13 protein-coding genes are annotated in these 20,099 nt (G+C 48.7%); 8 read left to right on the plus strand and 5 right to left on the minus strand.

Annotated features, from left to right (window positions below):
• The first annotated feature begins 130 nt into the window (after nucleotides 1-130).
• The 3 genes from LG219_RS03920 to LG219_RS03930 all read left to right on the plus strand — a co-directional run bounded on the left by LG219_RS03920 (nucleotide 131) and on the right by LG219_RS03930 (nucleotide 5,765).
• A complete protein-coding gene (locus LG219_RS03920) occupies nucleotides 131-1,702 on the plus strand; it encodes a response regulator (protein WP_226763238.1) in 1,572 nt (523 codons plus the stop codon).
• 194 nt (nucleotides 1,703-1,896) lie between these two features.
• Complete coding sequence (gene ilvA / locus LG219_RS03925) at nucleotides 1,897-3,423, plus strand: threonine ammonia-lyase, biosynthetic (RefSeq protein WP_226763239.1); 1,527 nt, start codon at nucleotides 1,897-1,899, stop codon at nucleotides 3,421-3,423.
• Between the two features lie 152 nt (nucleotides 3,424-3,575).
• Nucleotides 3,576-5,765 (plus strand): PAS domain S-box protein, encoded by a 2,190-nt coding sequence (locus LG219_RS03930; RefSeq protein WP_226763240.1) that lies wholly within the window; start codon nucleotides 3,576-3,578, stop codon nucleotides 5,763-5,765.
• Nucleotides 5,766-5,952: 187 nt separating this feature from the next.
• Here LG219_RS03930 and cysK read toward each other — a convergent pair whose 3' ends face one another.
• Nucleotides 5,953-6,885, minus strand: a complete 933-nt coding sequence (gene cysK, locus LG219_RS03935) for a cysteine synthase A (protein WP_226763241.1) — start codon at nucleotides 6,883-6,885, stop codon at nucleotides 5,953-5,955.
• Nucleotides 6,886-6,978: 93 nt separating this feature from the next.
• On the opposite strand from cysK, the gene LG219_RS03940 reads away from it, so the two are divergent.
• The 4 genes from LG219_RS03940 to LG219_RS03955 all read left to right on the plus strand — a co-directional run bounded on the left by LG219_RS03940 (nucleotide 6,979) and on the right by LG219_RS03955 (nucleotide 13,734).
• Complete coding sequence (locus tag LG219_RS03940) at nucleotides 6,979-8,214, plus strand: multifunctional CCA addition/repair protein (RefSeq protein WP_226763242.1); 1,236 nt, start codon at nucleotides 6,979-6,981, stop codon at nucleotides 8,212-8,214.
• A 248-nt stretch (nucleotides 8,215-8,462) separates the two neighbouring features.
• The gene (locus LG219_RS03945) at nucleotides 8,463-9,608 is read left to right on the plus strand and encodes an FIST signal transduction protein (protein ID WP_226763243.1); all 1,146 of its coding nucleotides are present in this window, start codon (nucleotides 8,463-8,465) and stop codon (nucleotides 9,606-9,608) included.
• A complete protein-coding gene (locus tag LG219_RS03950; protein ID WP_226763244.1) occupies nucleotides 9,605-12,595 on the plus strand; it encodes a hybrid sensor histidine kinase/response regulator in 2,991 nt (996 codons plus the stop codon). The genes LG219_RS03945 and LG219_RS03950 overlap by 4 nt, the downstream gene beginning before the upstream one ends.
• Nucleotides 12,592-13,734, plus strand: coding sequence for an HD-GYP domain-containing protein (locus LG219_RS03955; protein ID WP_226763245.1), 1,143 nt, complete (start codon nucleotides 12,592-12,594; stop codon nucleotides 13,732-13,734). Before LG219_RS03950 ends, LG219_RS03955 begins: the two co-directional genes overlap by 4 nt.
• 106 nt (nucleotides 13,735-13,840) lie before the next feature.
• Here the strand turns inward: LG219_RS03955 and LG219_RS03960 are convergent, their stop codons facing one another.
• Entirely contained in the window at nucleotides 13,841-15,547 is a 1,707-nt protein-coding gene (locus LG219_RS03960; RefSeq protein WP_284691519.1) for a chitinase, read from the minus strand.
• A 233-nt stretch (nucleotides 15,548-15,780) separates the two neighbouring features.
• On the opposite strand from LG219_RS03960, the gene metF reads away from it, so the two are divergent.
• Entirely contained in the window at nucleotides 15,781-16,617 is an 837-nt protein-coding gene (gene metF / locus LG219_RS03970) for a methylenetetrahydrofolate reductase [NAD(P)H] (RefSeq protein WP_226763246.1), read from the plus strand.
• A gap of 103 nt (nucleotides 16,618-16,720) precedes the next feature.
• Here the strand turns inward: metF and LG219_RS03975 are convergent, their stop codons facing one another.
• The 3 genes from LG219_RS03975 to LG219_RS03985 form a co-directional block, all read right to left on the minus strand.
• A complete protein-coding gene (locus LG219_RS03975) occupies nucleotides 16,721-17,191 on the minus strand; it encodes an outer membrane lipoprotein (RefSeq protein ID WP_226763247.1) in 471 nt (156 codons plus the stop codon).
• A 100-nt stretch (nucleotides 17,192-17,291) separates the two neighbouring features.
• Nucleotides 17,292-17,876: a 2OG-Fe(II) oxygenase gene (locus LG219_RS03980; RefSeq protein WP_226763248.1), complete on the minus strand. Its 585-nt coding sequence runs from the start codon at nucleotides 17,874-17,876 to the stop codon at nucleotides 17,292-17,294.
• Nucleotides 17,873-19,912 carry a site-specific recombinase gene (locus tag LG219_RS03985; RefSeq protein ID WP_226763249.1) on the minus strand — a complete coding sequence of 680 codons (2,040 nt, stop codon included), beginning with the start codon at nucleotides 19,910-19,912 and terminating at the stop codon, nucleotides 17,873-17,875. Before LG219_RS03985 ends, LG219_RS03980 begins: the two co-directional genes overlap by 4 nt.
• Between the last annotated feature and the right edge of the window lie 187 nt (nucleotides 19,913-20,099).

Raw genomic sequence — 20,099 nt, forward strand, 5'->3', positions numbered from 1 at the left:
ATCTACTTTGTATAGCTTGCGTGGAAATGACGCTTGCTCGCTTATATCCTTATTTCACAATGGTTTTAAAATATAAAATTTTTGCGTGTGTTGTAAGAGGCGATCGCACGACGGGGTTTAACAGGGGCGCATGATGATTGATGATGAAAATTGGCTCGAAGAAGATACTGATTTATCGCTGCATGCGGAGGTAGAGCCGTGGAATGTACTGGTGGTAGATGATGAACCTGATATTCACCATGTAACCAAATTGGCCTTATCCAATATTGATTTTTTAAATCGACCGCTCAATTTATTGTCGTGTTATTCGGGTGCAGAAGCATTAGATATGCTCAACACGCGAGACGATATCGCCTTGGTTTTATTGGATGTGGTGATGGAGTCAGAAGACGCCGGTTTGAATGTCGCCAGAGATATTCGTGAAAAACTGCACAACCATCATATTCGGATTATTTTACGCACCGGCCAGCCCGGTGTTGCGCCAGAACGACATGTGATTGAAAACTACGACATCAATGATTACAAAGCCAAAACCGAGCTCACCCGCGATAAATTGTATACCGCGGTGCTGGGTACGTTGCGTTCTTACAACGACATTATGTTGATTGAGCATCAACGCCGACAATTAGACGCCAATCGCCGTGGCTTAATTAAAGTCGTCGATGCATCGACAACGATTTTTAAACAACAATCGGTGATTAAATTCGCGCAAGGCGTGCTCGAGCAATTGCAGTCATTATTGTTTTTTGAACAAGATGCTTTGTATGTAGTGGTGACTGGCGGCATGGCGGCGCTATCGCAAAGCGACGATCTAACTATTATGTACGCCACCGGCGGCTATCAGGCTTTTTGTGGGCAAACCTTGGCCGATGCCGAGTTAAGCCGCTTAAAACCCTCTATTGACGAAGCTTTGGCAGAGCGGCGCAGTATTTTTGCCCCGGATCACTTTATTGGATTTTTTCAAGCGCCGTATGGCTCGGTGAATCTATTGATTATTGATGGTCCGGTGGCGTTGTCGCACCCTGACGCGAATTTGATCGATATGTTTTGTAAGAATGTCGCGATTGCCTACGAAAATTTGATGCTCAATAAAGAGATCGAGGAAACGCAGCGCAGTATTATTTATCAGTTGTCAGAAGTGATCGAAAATCGCTCAAAAGACACCGGCAAGCATATTCACCGCATGGCTGAGTTTTCTTATGCGCTGGCCATTGAGCTGGGCATGAGTGAAGAAGAAGCTGAGATTATTCGTATCGCCAGTCCTTTACACGATATTGGCAAAGTTGGGATTCCGGATTTGGTACTCAATAAACCGGGGGTTTTAGATGCCGAAGAACGCGCGGTGATGAATACCCATGCTCAACTTGGTTATGAAATGCTTAAAGCATCTAAGCCACGTATTTTAAAAATGGCGGCGGTGATTGCCCATCAGCATCATGAAAAGTGGAATGGCACCGGTTATCCGCAGCAATTGGTCGGCGAGCAAATTCATATTGCGGGGCGAATTATTGCTTTGGCCGATGTGTATGATGCGCTGGCGCATTCTCGTTGCTACAAACCGCCTTGGTCGCGAGAGCGGGTATTAGAAGAAATACAGGCCGGATCAGGAACACATTTTGATCCTGAGGTGGTGGCGGCGTTTTTCCGTTGTTTACCTAAAATTGAAGAAATCAGAATGTCGTATCGAGATTACGCAGACTAACTGTGTAAGCTGTGAATTTGCGGTTAGAATAGGCGATTGAAATAATCAATCGCCTATTTTTTCGCCGTTCTCAATCCATGACTTGGGTCGTGTCATCAATATGTTCTCCGCTTGATTTTTGCTCGTCGTGCTGCGGGATGGGGGGTGACACAGCGTACCGAGCCATGGACTGGGTTAAACCAAGGTTTGCGCCAATGAATAAAGACTACCTCGAACGAACGCTCTCTGCCCGTGTGTACGATGTTGCGATTGAATCGCCACTTGAGCATGCACCGAATTTATCGCGTCGTATTGGCAATACGGTGTATTTCAAACGTGAAGATATGCAGCCGGTGTTCTCGTTTAAAATTCGCGGCGCGTATAACAAAATGGTGCAGTTATCTCGCGCTGATTTAGAGCGTGGTGTGATTGCGGCTTCGGCGGGCAATCATGCGCAAGGCGTGGCGATGGCCGCGCAATATTTAAAATGCCGCGCCACGATTGTGATGCCAGCCACCGCGCCGCGCATCAAGGTCGATGCGGTCACCCGCCGTGGCGCTGAGGTGGTGTTGATTGGTGATTCTTATTCCGATTGCTATGAACACGCGATGAAGTTGGTGGCGCAATCGGGCGCGACCTTTGTGCATCCTTATGATGATCCCGATGTGATTGCGGGGCAGGGTACGGTGGCAATGGAAATCTTACGCCAACATCCTGATCCGATTGATGCGGTGTTTATTCCGGTCGGTGGCGGTGGCTTGCTGGCGGGGATGGCGGCGTATATCAAGCGTTTACGCCCCGAAGTCAAAGTGATTGGCGTTGAGCCTACCGATGCCAATGCGATGTATTTATCGCTTAAATTGGGCGAGCGGATTACTTTGCCGCAAGTAGGGATTTTTGCTGACGGTGTGGCCGTGAAGCAAGTGGGCGAAGAAACCTTTCGCTTAGCCCAAGAATTTGTTGATGACGTGATCTTGGTCGATACCGATGCGATGTGCGCGGCGATTAAAGATGTGTTTGAAGATAATCGCTCGATTTTAGAGCCCGCTGGCGCATTGGCCATTGCCGGCATGAAGGCCTGGGCCGCGCGCGAAGGCGTACAAGATCAAACTTTTGTGGCGATTGCTTCTGGCGCCAATATGAATTTTGATCGCTTGCGCTATGTGGCCGAACAAGCCGAAATGGGTGAGCAGCGCGAAGCGATTATGGTGGTGACGGTGCCGGAAAAACCGGGTAGTTTTCGCACCTTCTGTAGCTTGATTGGCGCGCGCAATGTGACTGAATTTAATTACCGCTACGCCAAAGCAAGCGAAGCGCATGTATTTGTTGGCTTGTCGATTCAGCATCGCTCAGAAGTGGTCGATTTAATTGCCACGCTGGCGAGTCATGAATTGGCCGCGGTGGATTTAACCGACAATGAGTTGGCTAAATTGCATATTCGCCATTTAGTCGGTGGGCATGCGCCGCAAGCGGTCAATGAGCGTTTAATTCGCTTTGAATTTCCTGAGCGCCCTGGCGCTTTGTTGAATTTTCTCAATGGCATGAGCGACAACTGGAATATTTCTTTATTTCATTATCGCAATCATGGCGCAGATTATGGTCGAGTTTTAGTTGGGATTCAGGTGCCGCCCAATGAGGATGCGCAATTTAATGCCTTCCTAACGCGTTTGGCTTATCCGTATTGGCTGGAGACGCATAATTTGGCGTATCAGTTATTTTTGGGTACCGACGCGGAAAATTGATTTTAATCTGACAACTATTGTTATTTTTATGGCAGGTGTTGCACGACACCTGCCATTTTTTGATGACACTGTTCTTTTGTAACGTTCTCACTTTATAGTGATGTATTGCCTTGTGTTGAGTGCAAAGCATCATCCCTAATCAATAGAGTGTTATGTTTGAGCTAAAAAAATACACTGTTTTTATTGCGACGCTCTTGCTCGGTGTGTTGCTCACGACAGTGAGCATCAGCTTGTATTATTGGCAGGCCATTGATTCGGCGCGTTGGCGCTGGCAGCAAAGCCAAGATCAGTTATTGCATCAATTTCAGACGCAGTTATTACTCGCACAGTCTGATTTACACCTCATTCAAGCGGCTTTTATCGCGCAAAATCAGTTGTCTCCCGAGTTGTTCAGTCAATTGCAATTACAAAGTCAAGCCCGCCAAATCAACGCTGGCGTGTTGGCAATGGGCTTTGTGCGTTCCGTTCCGGCGGATTTTTTGCGCCAATATATTGAGCAAAACCGCAACGGTACCCGCTTTGCTGCGCGGTTTTATTCGGCATTTGACGTTGCCAGCTCGCAAGACCATCAGCCTTTACAGATTGTTGAAATGCTCAGCCCACTCAATAGCACCACATCACAATGGTTGGGATTTAATTTGGCGCACGATGCGGCGCTAAAGCGCGCTTTAGAGCAAGCCAAAGTGAGCGGCCAGCCGTGGATGAGTGATGGTTTTACCGCCAGCTTGGTGCGCACTGAATCGCTGGTGTTTTATTTGCCGATTTATCGCACTGTATTGAACCGGCCAACGCCAGCATTAAGGTCGAGTCATTATTTGGGTAGCGCGATGGTGTTGCTGCAAACCCAGCCTTTTTTTGCCGAACTCAATCGATTGGCCGACTCGGCCGGCTTGGCGTTTCGTGTCGTTGATCTGGGTGCTATCGATGCGGTAAATCGATCAGAAACTACCAGCAAAATACGCTATACCTCGCCGCAATTTGAATCAGATGCTGGCGCACCGATGGCGACAGCGTCGATGAATGTCTTGGGCCGACAATGGCGATTTGAATTTCAAGCCATTACCAGTGCACTGAGTTTGTTGCAAATCCAGTTCATGGCATGGTGTGCGATTTTGGGCTTGGTTTTCAGTTTGTTGCTGGCCAGTTTATTACAGCGTCGTCATCGTTTGCAGTCGCCAGCGCTGGGGGATGACGTGGATAAGCCCAGTTTGGGTTTAACTCAGGCGCAACAAATACGGGCTTTACTGGAGGCGGTGAGTGACCCTTTGATCTTGCGCGATGCACGCGGTCAAATTACCTATGCCAATGCCGTTGCCGAGCTGCGTTTGGCTGAGCATGATCGTCGTTTACTGGGCGGTTTTGATCCGGTATTTGATGCGGCTGAATTAGGCCGATTAAGTATGCCGCTGCAACGCATGGTCAGCCATATTGATCGCGATGCACAAATGCGGCAGTACGAGTTGATGCTCAAACCCTTGCGCGATGACCGCTTGCAATGGATGGGGACAGTGATGCAGGCGCGCGATATTAGCGCCAGTTCGGCGACGATTAAATCTCTGCGTGAGCAAGTTGAGCGCTTGAGTATGCTGGTGGAGATTGCCAACGACTGGTTTTGGGAACAAGATCGGGAAGGGTGCTTTACTGCGGTTTCGGGTGGTTTTTTTACTGATTTAGATCTTAATCCGGCGCTGTTTATTGGCAAATGTCGTTGGGAGTTGGGTCAAGGTGGATTGTCGGCGGCGCAATGGGCGGCGCATCGAGCGATGATTATTGCGCAACAAGCGTATCGTGATTTTGAGTATCAAGCTGAATTTAATCAGCAAAAATTATTTCTCAGCGTTTCAGGCCGACCGGTTTTTGATCTCAATGGTGAGTTCATTGGTTACCGAGGCGTGGGCCGCAATGTGACTGCGATTCGTTTGGCGCAAGCGGCCTTATTATCGGAGCAGCAGCGTGCCCAAGCGACTTTGGCGTCGATGTCCGATGCGATAGTCACCACCGACTTAAACGGACGAATTTATTATCTCAACCCTGTGGCATCGGCTTTACTGGGCTGGGAGCCCGAAATGGCGCAAGGGCAATATCTCAACGCGGTTTACCAAACGATTGATGCCAAAACCCGCTTGCCGCTAGCGGGTTTAGCCGCGCTGGCTTTACAAAATTCAGCGCAATGCTACGGCGCTCGGCGCTGTATTTTACTCAATAAGCTTGGGCTGCATTTTTCTATTGAAGAAAGCGCCGCGCGAATTCGCGACGATGCGCAGGGCACTTTGGGTGCTGTTTTGGTGTTTCGTGATATTAGTAATTGGCAAGATGAAGAGGAGAAAGTGTTTGGTTTTTAGGGGTATAACTGGCTAGGCTTTTATATTCGCAGGTTTGAAGTAAATACGTTGATGGTCTAGTGATGACTTGCTGCCGATGGTTGTAAGTACCTACGGCACGCCATCACACTCAATCTGCCCAGCGCCATGTTCATCACTGAACGTACATCACGCTGGGCGGGCCATGTTGTTGGTGACTTGACTGGGTTTAGTCAGCCAGACCTTCAAACAATTTGGTCGACAAATAACGCTCGCCAAACGACGGAATAATAATCGCAATCAGCTTGCCGGCGTTTTCTGGCCGTTTGGCTACTTGTAACGCCGCCCAGACCGCCGCACCGGCTGAAATGCCGCACAAAATACCTTCTTGCGTTGCCATTAAGCGAGCGGTGGCAAAGGCATCGTCATTACTGACGCCAATCACTTCGTCGTAAATCTCGGTATTGAGCACTTTAGGAATAAACCCTGCGCCAATGCCTTGAATCGGATGTGGGCCTTTGGCGCCGCCAGACAACACTGGGCTGGCTTCGGGCTCAATCGCAATCGCTTGAAACGACGGTTTTTTGGCTTTAAGCACTTCGGCAATGCCGGTAATCGTGCCACCGGTGCCGACGCCAGCAACCAAAATATCAATTTGCCCATCGGTGTCTTCCCATAATTCAATCGCCGTGGTTTGGCGATGAATTTCTGGATTAGCCGGGTTTTCAAATTGCTGTGGCATTAAGTAATTGGCGTTTTCTTCGGTGAGCGCTTTGGCTTTGGCAATCGCGCCGCCCATGCCATCCGGTCCCGGGGTTAAAATCAATTCAGCACCATAACCACGCAATAAGGCGCGGCGCTCTTTTGACATGGTTTCTGGCATGGTTAATACCAATTTATAACCGCGCGCAGCGCACACCATCGCCAAACCAATCCCAGTATTGCCCGAGGTCGGTTCAACAATCACCGTATCAGCTTGGATTAAGCCCGCTTTTTCGGCGGCATCGATCATGCTCACGGCAATTCGATCTTTAACCGAGTGCGATGGATTCATGTATTCCAACTTGGTGACCAAGGTGGCTAAGCAGCCTTCGGTAATGCGGTTGAGTTTAACCAATGGGGTGTGGCCGATCAGTTCGGTGACATTGTTCGCGATCTTCATAGCAGCTCCAGCTAAAATTAAACGGCAATCGGCAGATTGTAGACGGTATTATGGGCGCAGTGAAAAGCACTTTTTTGCCTAAGGAAAGAAGTAATGCAGATATATCGTGTTGGCGGCGCTGTTCGTGATCGTTTATTGGGTTTGCCAGTCAAAGACATTGATTGGGTGGTGGTGGGTAGTACGCCACAAGCGATGCTCGATTTGGGCTATCAAGCGGTAGGAAAAGACTTCCCAGTTTTTTTGCACCCTAACACACATCAAGAGTATGCGCTGGCACGCCTTGAACGTAAAAGCGGCCATGGCTATACCGGCTTTGAAGTGCAGGCTAGCCCCGATGTGACTTTAGAAGAAGACTTGCTGCGCCGTGATTTAACCATCAATGCCATTGCCGAGGACGAGCACGGCAACTTAATCGATCCTTACTATGGTCAAGCCGATTTAGCCGCCAAAGTATTACGCCATGTTTCGCCCGCTTTTGCCGAAGACCCGGTGCGAATTTTACGACTAGCTCGATTTGCGGCGCGATTTGGCTTTCGGGTGGCTGATGAAACCATGGCTTTAATGCGGCAAATGGTTGGCGATGGCGAGGTCGATCATTTGGTCGCTGAGCGCGTTTGGCAAGAAATGGCCAAAGGCTTAATGGAAGCGCAGCCCAGCTTAATGTTTGCCATTTTGCGTGAATGCGGCGCTTTGGCCAAAATTGCGCCAGAGATCGACGCGCTATGGGGCGTGCCGCAGCGCGCCGATTACCATCCAGAAGTCGATACCGGCCTGCATGTCATGCTGGTGCTGGACTATTGCGCGGCGCAAGGCTGGCCACTGGCCACGCGCTTTGCCGCGCTGTGCCACGACTTAGGCAAGGCCATCACGCCGGCCGATGTCTTGCCACGCCATATCGGCCATGAAGCACGCGGCGTGCCGCTGGTGGAGGCGCTGTGCCAGCGCTTGCGAGTGCCAACTGAATGTAAAGAATTGGCGGTTTTAGTCTGCCGTGAACATACCCTAGTACATACCGCCGAGCAATTACGCCCCGAAACGCTCTGCGCTTTATTTATGCGCTGCGATGCATTACGCCGGCCCGAGCGATTTAAGCAATTGCTTGATGCGTGTTTGGCCGATGCGCGCGGGCGTTGGCAGTTTGAAGATTGCGAATATCCACAGCAGGTCTTTTTGTTGCAGCTGCGCGACGTGGTGGCGGCGGTGGATGCCGGCGCGATTGCCGCGCAATGCAGTCAACCCAAAGACATTGCCAGCGCAGTACAGGCAGCGCGAATTACCGCGATTGCCCAAGCCAAGCCTGCGCTGTTGGCCGCAGCCACTGGCGCTTAATGGCGTGCCGTTTGACAGCTATTGCGCTGGGGATTTCAAGTTAAAATCGGCAGCTCGCTAAGTTCTGCTTGATGGGCTCGCTAACGAGAATGACGCTGAAATTTATTTAGGTGGTCTGATGTTTTTCGTCAGAAAAAATTAAGTATTAAATTTACTACCCCAATAGCACGCTGACTTGAGCGTGCTTTTTTTTGGGCGAAAAGAAATGCCTTTGCTAAGCTGAAATAACTTTGTTGCGAGGCAATATCATGAAGGTGGCTCAGATTAAAGTCAGTAATTTCAATGAATTTGAAAGTAGATTTTCAATATTGAGTCAGCTTGAGCCGCATTTTTTACTGGTGTTTGCCAGCCGTACATTACTCGCCGATCCACAATGGTTTCAGCGCTTGCGGCAGTGTTTCCCTGTCGCCGCCTTATTGGGCTGCTCAACTGCGGGTGAAATTGCCAATGATGGCGTTGACGATGATTGCGCTGTGATCACTGCGGTGCATTGGCAGGCGGGTGTACCTTACTGCGTGGAAACTGAATTGGCAGGCATGGCCGATAGCGAGGCGGCAGGCCAGCGATTGGCCAGCGCACTCAATGAGCAGCCATTGGGCGGGGTGATTGTGTTGGGCCAAGGGGTAGACATCAATGGCAGTGCCTTACTACAAGGCTTGGTGGCCAGCTTGCAGACCAAAGTACCCGTGATGGGCGGTTTAGCTGGAGATGGCACGGCATTTAGCCAAACCTTGGTGCTCAGCAACGAAGGCATTAGCAGTCATCGCATCGTTGCCATGGCGATTCCGCCAGAGATACACATCGGTCATGGCTCATTCGGCGGCTGGCAGCCATTTGGCCCTGCTCGGCGCGTGACGCGTAGCGTGGGTAATGTGTTATTTGAGCTCGATGCTGAGCCTGCGCTGGACGTTTACAAACGTTATTTAGGCGAATATGCCGCGCAACTGCCTGCATCGGGTTTGTTGTTTCCTTTTGAAATGCTCGGGCAAGACCATCAAGCCATGGGCGTCGTGCGCACCATTTTGGGCGTGAATGAAGCCGATGGCAGCTTGATTTTGGCGGGCGATATTATTGCTGATGGCTACTTGCGGCTGATGCACGCCAGTAATGACGCGCTGATTGAGGGCGCAGAGGCCGCTGCGCAGGCCGCGCAAGCGATGGTGACGCCAGCCAATCAAAGCTTGGGCTTATTGGTCAGCTGTGTGGGGCGCAAATTGGTGATGGGCAGTCGAATTGATGAAGAGATTGAAGCGGTTGCCGATGTGTTTGGCCAGCATGTGACATTGGCAGGGTTTTATTCTTACGGTGAAATTAGCCCATTTGTGAGCTCAACCGAATGCAAATTACACAACCAAACCATGACCATCACGATACTCAGTGAGTCGCAACGATGAATCGATTGCTCGCTCGTCAGTTAAAGCGCCATTTGGCGTGGATTGATGAAGCAATGTGCGAGGCTCAGTTGTGTGCCATCGAAACCGAGGCCGCTCAACATCCTGAATCATCAAACCATGTTTTGGGGAAAAATTTGCGGCGATTATTGGCTGCAATTGATGAAGCCTATCAGCAATCCGAACGCGATTTGGCATTGAGTTCACGCAGTTTGCAAATTAGCTCGGATGAATTAACGCGCAGCAATGATGCATTGCGCCTTGAGAGTGCAACCAGGCAAAGAGCGATTGACGCTTTATGGCACACCGCCCGCCAGCTACAAGAGAGTTTAGGTTTGCCTGTTGCCAGTAATGTAAGCACAGACTTAGAGCAATTATCGATTTTGATGGGGCAGTTAGTCGATGCACGCCAACAGGCCGAGCTGGCCTTGCAGGCACAAGCGGCGCAATTTTTGACGTTGGTGAATAATATTCCGGGGGTGGTATTTCGCCGCGAAATTGAACCCCCTTGGGGTATGCAGTATATCGACAAAGAAATTGAAGTGCTATCGGGCTATACCCTCGATTTATTTTTATCATCATCACCGCAGATCAGTTATCACAGTCTGATACTGGCCGATGATATGGTGCTGCTAGATCGGGCGACAGCTTCGGCCGCTGCTGGTGGTGAGCGCTATAGCGTTGAATATCGGATTCATGATGCACAAGGCGTTTTGCATTGGGTGTATGAGCGCGGACAAGTGCTGCGCGATGCGTTGGGTAAAGTGCAATATGTTGATGGCATTTTATTTGATATCACCGAGCAAAAACAGGCAGCGCTGCAAGTGCGGCAATTATCGGCCGCCATCGAAGCGAGTCCCAATCCAGTTTTAATTACTAATTTACAAGGCTGTATTGAATACGCTAATCCAAAGTTTGAGCAAACATTTGGTTTTAGCTCCGCAGAAGTACTTGGCCGAAGCCCAGTTGAGGTGCTCGGTGGCGGCGTGCCCAATCCGGTCGCGCACAATAAAATTTTGCAGCAAGTCTTACAAGGCCAAGAGTGGCATAAAGATTTACGTAATATCTGTAAAGATGGCACTTTAGTTTGGATGTCGGTCTCGATTTCTCCGATTCGTGATCAAAGCGCAGCAGTTACGCATTTTGTTGCCGTCTATGACAATATTGAATTAAGAAAAGCGGTAGAAACCGAATTAATTAATGCCAAAGAAACGGCAGATCAAGCCAATCGTTTAAAAAGTGATTTTTTAGCCAATATGAGTCATGAGATTCGTACACCCATGAATGCCATTATTGGGATGACGCATTTAACATTACAGACAGAGTTAAATAATAAACAACGGGATTATCTTAGTAAAATTAGTTATGCCGCAGAATCACTACTGCATATTTTAAATGATATTCTGGATTTTTCTAAAATTGAGGCTGACCGATTAAGAATGGAGTTTATTCCATTTCGGTTTGATCAAGTTTTAACCCAAGTTCGATCGCTGCATGAAATTAAAGCGGAAGAAAAAAAACTTGAATTAGAAATTACGCTAGCAGCCAATTGCCCCGCAACATTATTAGGCGATCCCCTCAGACTAGGGCAAATCCTGAATAATCTAGTGAGTAATGCGATTAAATTTACCCAAGAAGGAATAATAAAGTTATCGGTTGAAGTTGTCGCACAACAAGAAAAAAAAATTCGTTTGCACATTTCGGTGCGAGATAGCGGTATTGGCTTGACTCCGATGCAAATGAATAGTTTATTTAGACCCTTTTCCCAAGCAGATAGCTCAACCACTCGCAAATTTGGTGGTACAGGGCTTGGTTTATCCATTTGTAAAAGTTTGGTTGAAATGATGGAAGGCGAGCTGTGGGTTGAAAGCCAAGTTAATATTGGCAGTACTTTTCATTTTACCGTTTGGCTAGAGTGCACTGCTGTTGATATTGAAATTGATCATCCAATGAGTCACCGAAAAAATCTTAAAGGTGTGCGTATTTTATTGGTTGAAGATAATCCTCTCAATCAACAAGTGGCGCAGGAATTACTCACTGGCGCCGGGGCGAGTGTACTGCTGGCTCAACATGGTGGTGAAGCTTTAGGCTGGTTATCCATTGATCCATTACCGTGTGATTTTATTTTTATGGATTTACAAATGCCGGTGCTTGATGGACACCAAACAACACAATTAATTCGCAGTGATCCACGTTTTGTTGATTTACCCATTATTGCCATGACGGCGCACGCAATGTCGGACGAAAGGCAGCGCTGCCTCGAGAATGGTATGAATGATTACATTACCAAACCCATACGCCCGGATGTTTTGTTTGCCACCGTGATTAAATGGGCCGCAACACAAAATATTATATTGAATGACATTGAAATAAGTGAGCAATATTTTAATGAAGATCAACTCGCTCAATTTACAGGGATAAATACGCAAGAGGTTTTGCAGCGATTTATGGGCGATAAAAAACTCTACACTCAGCTATTTAAACAATTTTTGTATGAATATAAAAATGGCAGTGCCACTCTAGCTAAACTACTTAAAGAAGACTTAACCGCTGCGGGTATTTTTATTCACTCCATGAAGGGCGTAGCGGCTACTTTAGGTATGCATCAACTTACTGAGGCGGCCATCGCTTTGGAAGCCAATTTAAAACAAGATCCTCAATCAATCGCCAAAAATTCAGCCATATTTTATGGTGCATTGGATGCAATGCTGGATGCCATTTCTGCTGCATATCAATCGCCGGTGCTGAATCAGATAAATTCATTATCAAATTCATCTGAGACTGAATTATTGATAAAGCAACTTTTTGAATTGTTAGAGGACTGTGATGGTGAGGCGGTCGAGATTTATTATAAATTACGTGATGATTTGGAACCAATAGTTGACGTCAGTTTATTGGATCGACTGGGCTGTGCAATTGCGAATGATTTTGATTTCTTGGCGGCTACAAGGTGGTTAAAAGAAATTCAGTTGGCAAGGGGTTTGTCATGAGTGAAGTGCTGCTCCCTGATCGACGAACTATTTTATTAGTTGATGATACTCCGAATAATTTAACTGTACTGAATGCGATTTTGAAAGATCAATACAAAGTGAGAATCGCCAATAATGGTGAACAAGCATTGCGTTTGGCTGAGCGTTTACCCTTGCCAGATCTGATTTTACTCGATGTGATGATGCCGGGTATGGATGGATTTGAGGTTTGCCGAAATTTAAAAAAAAATACAATAACAGCTGATATTCCAGTTATTTTTTTAACGGCTAAAACTCAAGAAATTGATGAGATCAATGGTTTTAATGTAGGTGCTGCCGACTATTTACATAAGCCGTTAAGTCCTGCGATTGTTTTAATTCGGGTTAGAAATATTTTGTTGATGCAAGATTTAAAAAATTCAATCCGAGAGCATAATTTATTATTAGAAGATCGGGTGGCTCAGCGAACTCAAGAACTTTATAAAATGCAAGATGCCATTATTATGGCGATGGGGGTGATGGCTGAATTGCGGGATGAAGAAACTGGTTTACATTTAAAACGTACGCAAGAGTATGTCCGGTTATTAGCCAATACCGTAATGAATTATCCACGTTTTATTGATGAGCTTGATAGCACCAGTATTGAATGGATGGTGAAATCTGCGCCTTTGCATGATATTGGCAAAGTAGGGATACCGGATGCGATTTTGCATAAACCAGCGCGATTAACACCAGAAGAATTTATTATTATGAAAAATCACCCCGCATATGGGCGAAATATTATTTTGGAAGTAGAAAGAATGCTGGGTGGCGAGAGCTTATTTTTACGCTATGCGCGTGAAATTGCCTATGGCCATCAAGAAAAATGGGATGGATCAGGTTATCCACTTGGTGCCAAAGGCGATGAAATTCCCGTGAGCGCTCGATTAATGGCCATTGCCGATGTGTATGATGCTTTGCGCAGTCGTCGGGTGTATAAACCACCGTTTTCTCATGAAATGGCGATGAATATTATGATTGAAGGACGCGGTAAACATTTTGATCCTGATTTAGTCGATGCATTTCAAATTGTTGCCACACAGTTTGCCGCGATCGCCGAAGAATATGCTGATCCATTGGATGAAGACATTAATGATATGACTTGCTCGGCCAATCATTAATTAACAATAAAATGCCGATGGTTCAAGCGATTGTTATGCGAGTTATCTTATTTTTGTATAAAAAAATCGGCCTCATGATGAGGCCGATTTAGTTTATTGTGGCGATTTATTTATTAAAATAGCTGCTATGGCTCTTGGCAAATTGGTAGGCTTGCTTACTATCCCAATTAATTGACCAAGTCATTATGCCGCGTAAATCGGGCTGCGCTTTTAACGGCTTGTAAGTGCCGCAGTTTTGCAGTTTCATCAAGCAATCGAGGGCTTTTTGTGTCTCGGCAACCGATAAGTAGCCGCCACCGGCTGCACTGGTGGTGGCGGGTAAACCAAAACCCACTTGATCCGCACGCAAGGCTGGGAATGGTTTAGTCACATCGCCACCCAGATTAAAGCCGGTGAGCAACATATCGGTCATCGCCACTTGGAAATCCATTGTGCCTTGCGAATATTGACGCCCGTCCGTTGCACCGATACTGCCGGTGTTGTAATGCTGAACGTGCAGCATCGTTAATTCATTGCGTAGTCCGTAGATGATTGGCAAGTAGCCGCCCCACGTACCGCCGTAGTAGCCTAGACCACCTTGGACGTAATTCACCTCTGGTGCCATCGTTACCATGAATTTGTCACCAAAGCGTGCTTTTAGTGCTTTGGTCCCTGCAATGATGTTCACGATTTGTGGTGTTACTGGATTCTTAAAGTCGTCGCTGGCAGTGATCGACAGATTGTTTTCCATATCCAAGTCGATCCCGTCAAAGCCGTATTTCGCAATGATGTCCCCCATGGTTTTGATGAACTGATCGCGTGCTGCCGCGCTATCGAGCACGATCACGCCGTTGGCGCCGCCGAGTGAAATTTGTACTTTCACGCCCGCGGCTTGTTTGGCTTTAATGTCGGCAATGAAATCCGCTTCGTTAAACAGCTTATCGAGTACAAATGCCGCCGTGCCTTTGGCGGCACTTTGATCCCCTTCCGCAAAAGAAACATTGATGATGTTGTATTCGGCTGGCACGTCTTTTAGACGAATCACACCTGAGCCGTTGTCAAAATTGTGCCAATAACCGACGACGACATGCTTAGGCAACAATCCCGGATTAGGGCTTGTTGTTGGTGTCACCGTTGGTGTGGTGGTTGGTGTGGTGGTTGGCGTTGCGGTTGGTGTTGCGGTTGGTGTTGCGGTTGGTGTTGCGGTTGGTGTTGCGGTTGGCGTTGCCGTTGCCGTTGCTGTGGGGGTCATCGTTGGAGTAACAGTCGGGGTCGCCGATGGTGTTGTGCTGGCTGTTGTTGTTGGCGTTGGACTGGTTGTGATTGTCGGGGATGCTGTTGGTGTACCTGAAATTAATTTCCACGGGCCCCATTGGTCGCTCCCTGGTACATTGCCTTGGGTCCACCATTTGGCTTCATAAATGACCGTGCCGACGCTAACGCGTGCGCCACCGTTATACACCTTGCTCGCATCCCAAGCGGCAACACCGTTGCTCGGCGGTGGGGTTGGGGCATTGCTTGCGACTGGGCTGGTGGTGGGTGTGGCTGTTGGGCTCGTCGTTGGATTGGCGCTTGGGCTTGTCGTCGGTCCTGCCGATGGGGCGGGGTTAACGCTGTTGCCGACTTCTTTCCATAGTGTTGGTGTTGCGGCTGGATTCCAGCCGGCACCGACATAGGCGGTGTGGCTCACCAAAGCGCTATAGATTTTTCCGTTGTAATCGACGACGGTATTGGCTGAATACGTTGTACCTTCTTGCCATGTTGCGGCCTGAACTGAGGCGGCAAATAGCAATGCGCCGAGCAGACTGGCTAAGCGAATTTTATTTCGTATCATGATCGTCTCTTCCTGTTTGTGTATTGGTATTGAATCACCAAGCCTGAGTCGAATGCTCAAGTCCACAGGAATATTAAGCGCTTTTCTTACGTATATAAACGTCTGGCTGAATAGTGTTGCGGCTTTATAGTCAATGATAAAAAGATTAATCTGACTATGAATGCCCTTCATGATCAAGTTGATAACTCAGTGGTAAGATTCATCCTTTGCGATTGTAAAAAAGCAGCTTTGCCATGACGAATCCTTTGCGCCCGATTAGTTTTGAATTCTTCCCGCCGAAGACCGACGAAGGTGCGGCTAAATTGGCCACGACTCGCCGGCAATTAGCGCAATTTAATCCTGAATTTTTCTCGGTAACCTTTGGCGCTGGCGGCACCACGCAAGCAGGCACGCTGCGTGCCGTGGTCGATATTCAAGCCGCCGGCCACGCCGCCGCGCCGCATTTATCTTGCATTGGCTCGACTAAAGACAATATTCGTGAAGTGGTTCAGCAATACAAAAATCATGGCATTAAACATATCGTCGCTTTGCGCGGCGATATTCCATCGGGTATGGGGGAATTTGGCGAGTTTCGTTATGCCAATGAATTGGTGAGTTTTTTGCGTAGTGAATTTGGTGATTGGTTTCATATTGAAGTCGCCGCTTACCCCGAGTTTCATCCACAATCGCCCAATGCCGAAGCAGATGTGCGTAATTTTATTAATAAAGTCAATGCTGGGGCTGATTCGGCGATTACGCAGTATTTCTTTAATGCTGACGCGTATTTTCGCTTTGTGGATGAAGTGCAAGCGCGTGGCGTGAATATCCCGATTGTGCCGGGGATTATGCCGATTCAAAATTACAGCCAATTACAGCGCTTTTCGGACATGTGTGGGGCGGAGATTCCGCGCTGGTTGCGCCTGCGTTTGCAGGCTTACTCAGATGATACCGCGTCGATTCGCGCGTTTGGTTTGGACTTTGTGACCGAGTTATCGGACCGCCTATTGGCGGGCGGGGCACCGGGCTTGCATTTTTACACCCTCAACGCCGCAGGCGCGGTGTCGACGGTGTGTCAGCGTTTAGGCTATTAATTGGCCGTTAACGACGTCCGATTTGGCATTGCGCATCGGACGTCCCCCTTGCTAGGGGCTGTTGACGTTTGGTTTGTGACCGAAAATCAAATTTCAACAGATCCTAGGGCTGGGCAGGCACTACTCGGGCGTTGTTGGCGTTGGCAATCACATCCACCTTTTGCCCCACGCGCAGCGCTGGGTCGGCGTCTTGCACAATCACCAGTCGCTCGCCATTGTCGTGCATGCGCACGGTGATTTCTTTGGCCATTTTGCTGCGTACATTGTCTTCGAGCTGATTGCCGACAAAACCACCTAATAAAGCGCCAAACACGCTGCTAATCACACTGCCCGTGCCTTGGCCGATGTGATTGCCCGCCAATACGCCACCGACCACACCGCCAGCCACACCTCCGATGCCCAATTGCTTGCCCGGTTTGACTTCAACATCGCGAATTTGCTCGATTTGACCGCTGCGCGCTCGCGCCACTTGCAGGGTTTCATTTTGCGTATAGATGTTGGCTGCATCATTGCTGGCGCAGCCCGTGAGTAAGGCGGCGCTGAGCAAGCCTATTTTAATCCAATGCGTATTCATCCAATGCTCCTTGGGCTGCGCTGAGGGATTTCAACGCGCGATTGCGTAAAAAAACCATACCGATTTTACTCGGCATGGTTGGTTTTGACTGTGGTGTGGTTCACGGGCGGCGGCGGTACCAGCCGGTGAGCGAGCGCCGCTCTCGTCTGGCGGGCAATACCTCGTGTTCAAATCGATTGGATAAAAACACCACCAAAGTGCCACCATACGGCGTGACATCAAGGGTTTGCTCATCGTCTAAATAAATCCGCAATTGACCGCCATCGTCTTCGTGCCAGTTTTGGTTGAGGTATTGCACCACAGTGACCACGCGACTGTCTTGATGCCGATGCTGGTCAAGATGGCGCTGGTAAAAACTGCCCGCTGGGTAGCGGGCAAAGTGCCATTCCAATTCATCGAGCCCCAAATACAGTTCGCGATTGAGGGTTTGCTGTAAATCGCGCATTCTTTGATTGGCTTGCACCATCGCCGGATCATCGTTTTCAACCCAAAGTACCGCATCGCCGCGAATGTCTTGGCGCACTTGTTGAGCTGCAGCGCGGCCCACGCCAGCGGCAACAAAATCGTCTTCTCGGCTGCTAAATAATTCATTTAACTGCGCTAAATGGCTGGCGTCTAAAAAGTCGGGCAAAACCAAATAGCCCGGGCCAGTTAAGGCGGCCACGATATCCAGATCGACGCTCATTTTGGCTTCTCCTCGGTGCTGGCTGTTTTTGCCACGTCGTTGACTGTTTTTGTGGTTTCGCTGGCGGATTTGGGCGCGATAAACAAATCAATGGGTCGGCTCATCGCCCGACGCCAAAATTTGCCCCATAAGGGTTTGAGCTCGCTCATGCGGCGTTTACGTGAGCGCATCGCCACCCAGAGCGCCAAGGTAAAGCTGACAAATAAATTGGTCACGCCAATGGCGGCAACACCGACCGCGCCCCAAGCCACAATCGGCCAAGCCAAGGTAAAGTTATACGCCGATACCGCATACGCGAGGTTGGCCGCAGAGAAGGTAATGTGACGTATATCGAGCGGCAGCCCGAGTAGAAAGCCCAGCGTGGCCATACTGCCCAACATAATCCCGAAATAAAAATTACCGGCCAGCGCGCCCAAATTGTGCTCAATATATTGGCCTAAGTGGCGGCTACGGTATTCACCCAAGATTTTATTCAGTAGCGGCATCGCGGCAATTCGCTGCGGGATTTGGTTATACAGCGATTTATTGTCGTAATAGCCTGAAATCAAACCGGCCAAAAATAAGCAACAACCGGCAATCGCCGCATAAAAAATCCCCATTCCCGCAATCGGCATCAGCTCTTGCAGCATTTTGTCGGCCTTGGTGGTATCGACCACATGCTTGCCAAACTCATACCACCACAGCCAAGCAATCCCCAGCGCCACAGGAATGGCGAGTAAAACGTTACCGACGATGGCAATAAATTGCGTGCGAATCACCTTGATCATCAGCTCGATCAGCTCGGTATACGCTTCATTTTTTTTGTTTTCTATCGTTGGCAAGGCCGCCGCAATCCGAGCTGCGGTCATCGCCGGCTGCTTGGTGGCGACGGTAAAATGCAGGATATGAATCAGCATAAAGCCCAGCGCGTAATTCATGCTAAAAGCAAAGGCTTCAAGTAAAGGCGGTAAATGCGCTTTGGCTGACAAAATTTTAATCAAAGCCATAAAGCCAACAATCACCCCGGCACCAGCCGCAGAGCGAAACATTTGCAGCCATTCGCTGCGGTTTTCACTGATGTAATGCTCGCCAGTATGGCTGGCGTGCTCGGTGATTTGCAGTGCGAGTAATTCGGTGTTTTCTTGCAATACATCGCGAACGCTGTATTTGCGGTTTTCGGCTTTCACCAGCTCCAGAAACAAGCCGAGTAAGGCGGGGCCGTGTTTTTCTGGCGTCATCGAATCAACCAAATCAAACAGCACTTTGAGCCGATCAATATGCTGCTTGAGCCGCAGCAAATGGTAGGTCAGGCTCACGGACGCGCCATTTTTGGCAGCCATTTTCCACACTTTGGCGATGATCTGCTCGCATTGCTGCAGCAAAACCAAAATATGCGAATGATCTTCATCCGGTGGGCGGCGCGCAGTGAGGTCTTCGCGATAGCGCTCGATATAGCTTAAAACTTCAGCATTCAAACGCACAAACGGCGATTCAAAGCGCTCGACATCGGGATGGTGCAAAACGATTTCTGGCTCTAAACCAATCGCCGACAGCCGGCACGACAAAACTTGAATCGCTTCGAGCTGCTGCAAGCGAATATGCGTTGGAATCTCGGCTAAACTCAATTCTTCTAAATGCGCTGCAGCGCCGACTTCAAACCAAACTTCTTTGGGTATCTCGTTGAGCCATACATAATCATTGGTATTGGGGAACAATACCCCGAATAAATCTTTAAGGTATTCGGGCTTAACCGGCGGCGGTAATAGCTTGGAACCCACGCGGCGCACAATCGCAGTAAAGACGCTTTCATTGGATAAAATACCGGTATCGGTATACAGCTGAACTTGGCGCGTGCTGCCCAGTAGCGTAAACAACTGCTTACGCAGCGCCACCCGATATTCAGGATGTTGCTCCAGCAAATAACACAAGGCGCGTGCATTATTGACTGCCGTCACACCATCAATGGCCTTGCCCGGGCGCAGAGCGTCAATGAGTTCTTTTAGGCTCGTTAGTGGATCGCTTTTGGCGTCCATCATTCGAATCAGGGTTTGTTCCATGTCTGATTTTCCATCGTGAAGTTGGGGGCTAACGCACCGCAGTTCAAATAGATTGAACTGCACGATGAGGCGTTCGGTCGGTGCTTGCTTAGCACCACCGCCCGAGTAAAGCGCTCGATTGTACCTTGTTTTTTTTCAAGCCTCTCAATGGCCGCTTAAATCGCCTAAGGCGTGGCTTGGCTGATGA

It is taken from the genome of Deefgea salmonis (assembly GCF_020531905.1).
GTDB lineage: Bacteria > Pseudomonadota > Gammaproteobacteria > Burkholderiales > Chitinibacteraceae > Deefgea > Deefgea salmonis.

Bases quoted from the DNA above. Each gene is read 5' to 3' on its own strand.
- LG219_RS03940 (WP_226763242.1), top strand. From the start codon at position 6,979: ATGCAGATATATCGTGTTGGCGGCGCTGTTCGTGATCGTTTATTGGGT.
- LG219_RS03960 (WP_284691519.1), bottom strand. From the start codon at position 15,547: ATGATACGAAATAAAATTCGCTTAGCCAGTCTGCTCGGCGCATTGCTA.
- LG219_RS03930 (WP_226763240.1), top strand. From the start codon at position 3,576: ATGTTTGAGCTAAAAAAATACACTGTTTTTATTGCGACGCTCTTGCTC.
- cysK (WP_226763241.1), bottom strand. From the start codon at position 6,885: ATGAAGATCGCGAACAATGTCACCGAACTGATCGGCCACACCCCATTG.
- LG219_RS03975 (WP_226763247.1), bottom strand. From the start codon at position 17,191: ATGAATACGCATTGGATTAAAATAGGCTTGCTCAGCGCCGCCTTACTC.
- ilvA (WP_226763239.1), top strand. From the start codon at position 1,897: ATGAATAAAGACTACCTCGAACGAACGCTCTCTGCCCGTGTGTACGAT.
- LG219_RS03985 (WP_226763249.1), bottom strand. From the start codon at position 19,912: ATGGAACAAACCCTGATTCGAATGATGGACGCCAAAAGCGATCCACTA.
- LG219_RS03945 (WP_226763243.1), top strand. From the start codon at position 8,463: ATGAAGGTGGCTCAGATTAAAGTCAGTAATTTCAATGAATTTGAAAGT.
- metF (WP_226763246.1), top strand. From the start codon at position 15,781: ATGACGAATCCTTTGCGCCCGATTAGTTTTGAATTCTTCCCGCCGAAG.
- LG219_RS03920 (WP_226763238.1), top strand. From the start codon at position 131: ATGATGATTGATGATGAAAATTGGCTCGAAGAAGATACTGATTTATCG.
- LG219_RS03955 (WP_226763245.1), top strand. From the start codon at position 12,592: ATGAGTGAAGTGCTGCTCCCTGATCGACGAACTATTTTATTAGTTGAT.
- LG219_RS03950 (WP_226763244.1), top strand. From the start codon at position 9,605: ATGAATCGATTGCTCGCTCGTCAGTTAAAGCGCCATTTGGCGTGGATT.
- LG219_RS03980 (WP_226763248.1), bottom strand. From the start codon at position 17,876: ATGAGCGTCGATCTGGATATCGTGGCCGCCTTAACTGGCCCGGGCTAT.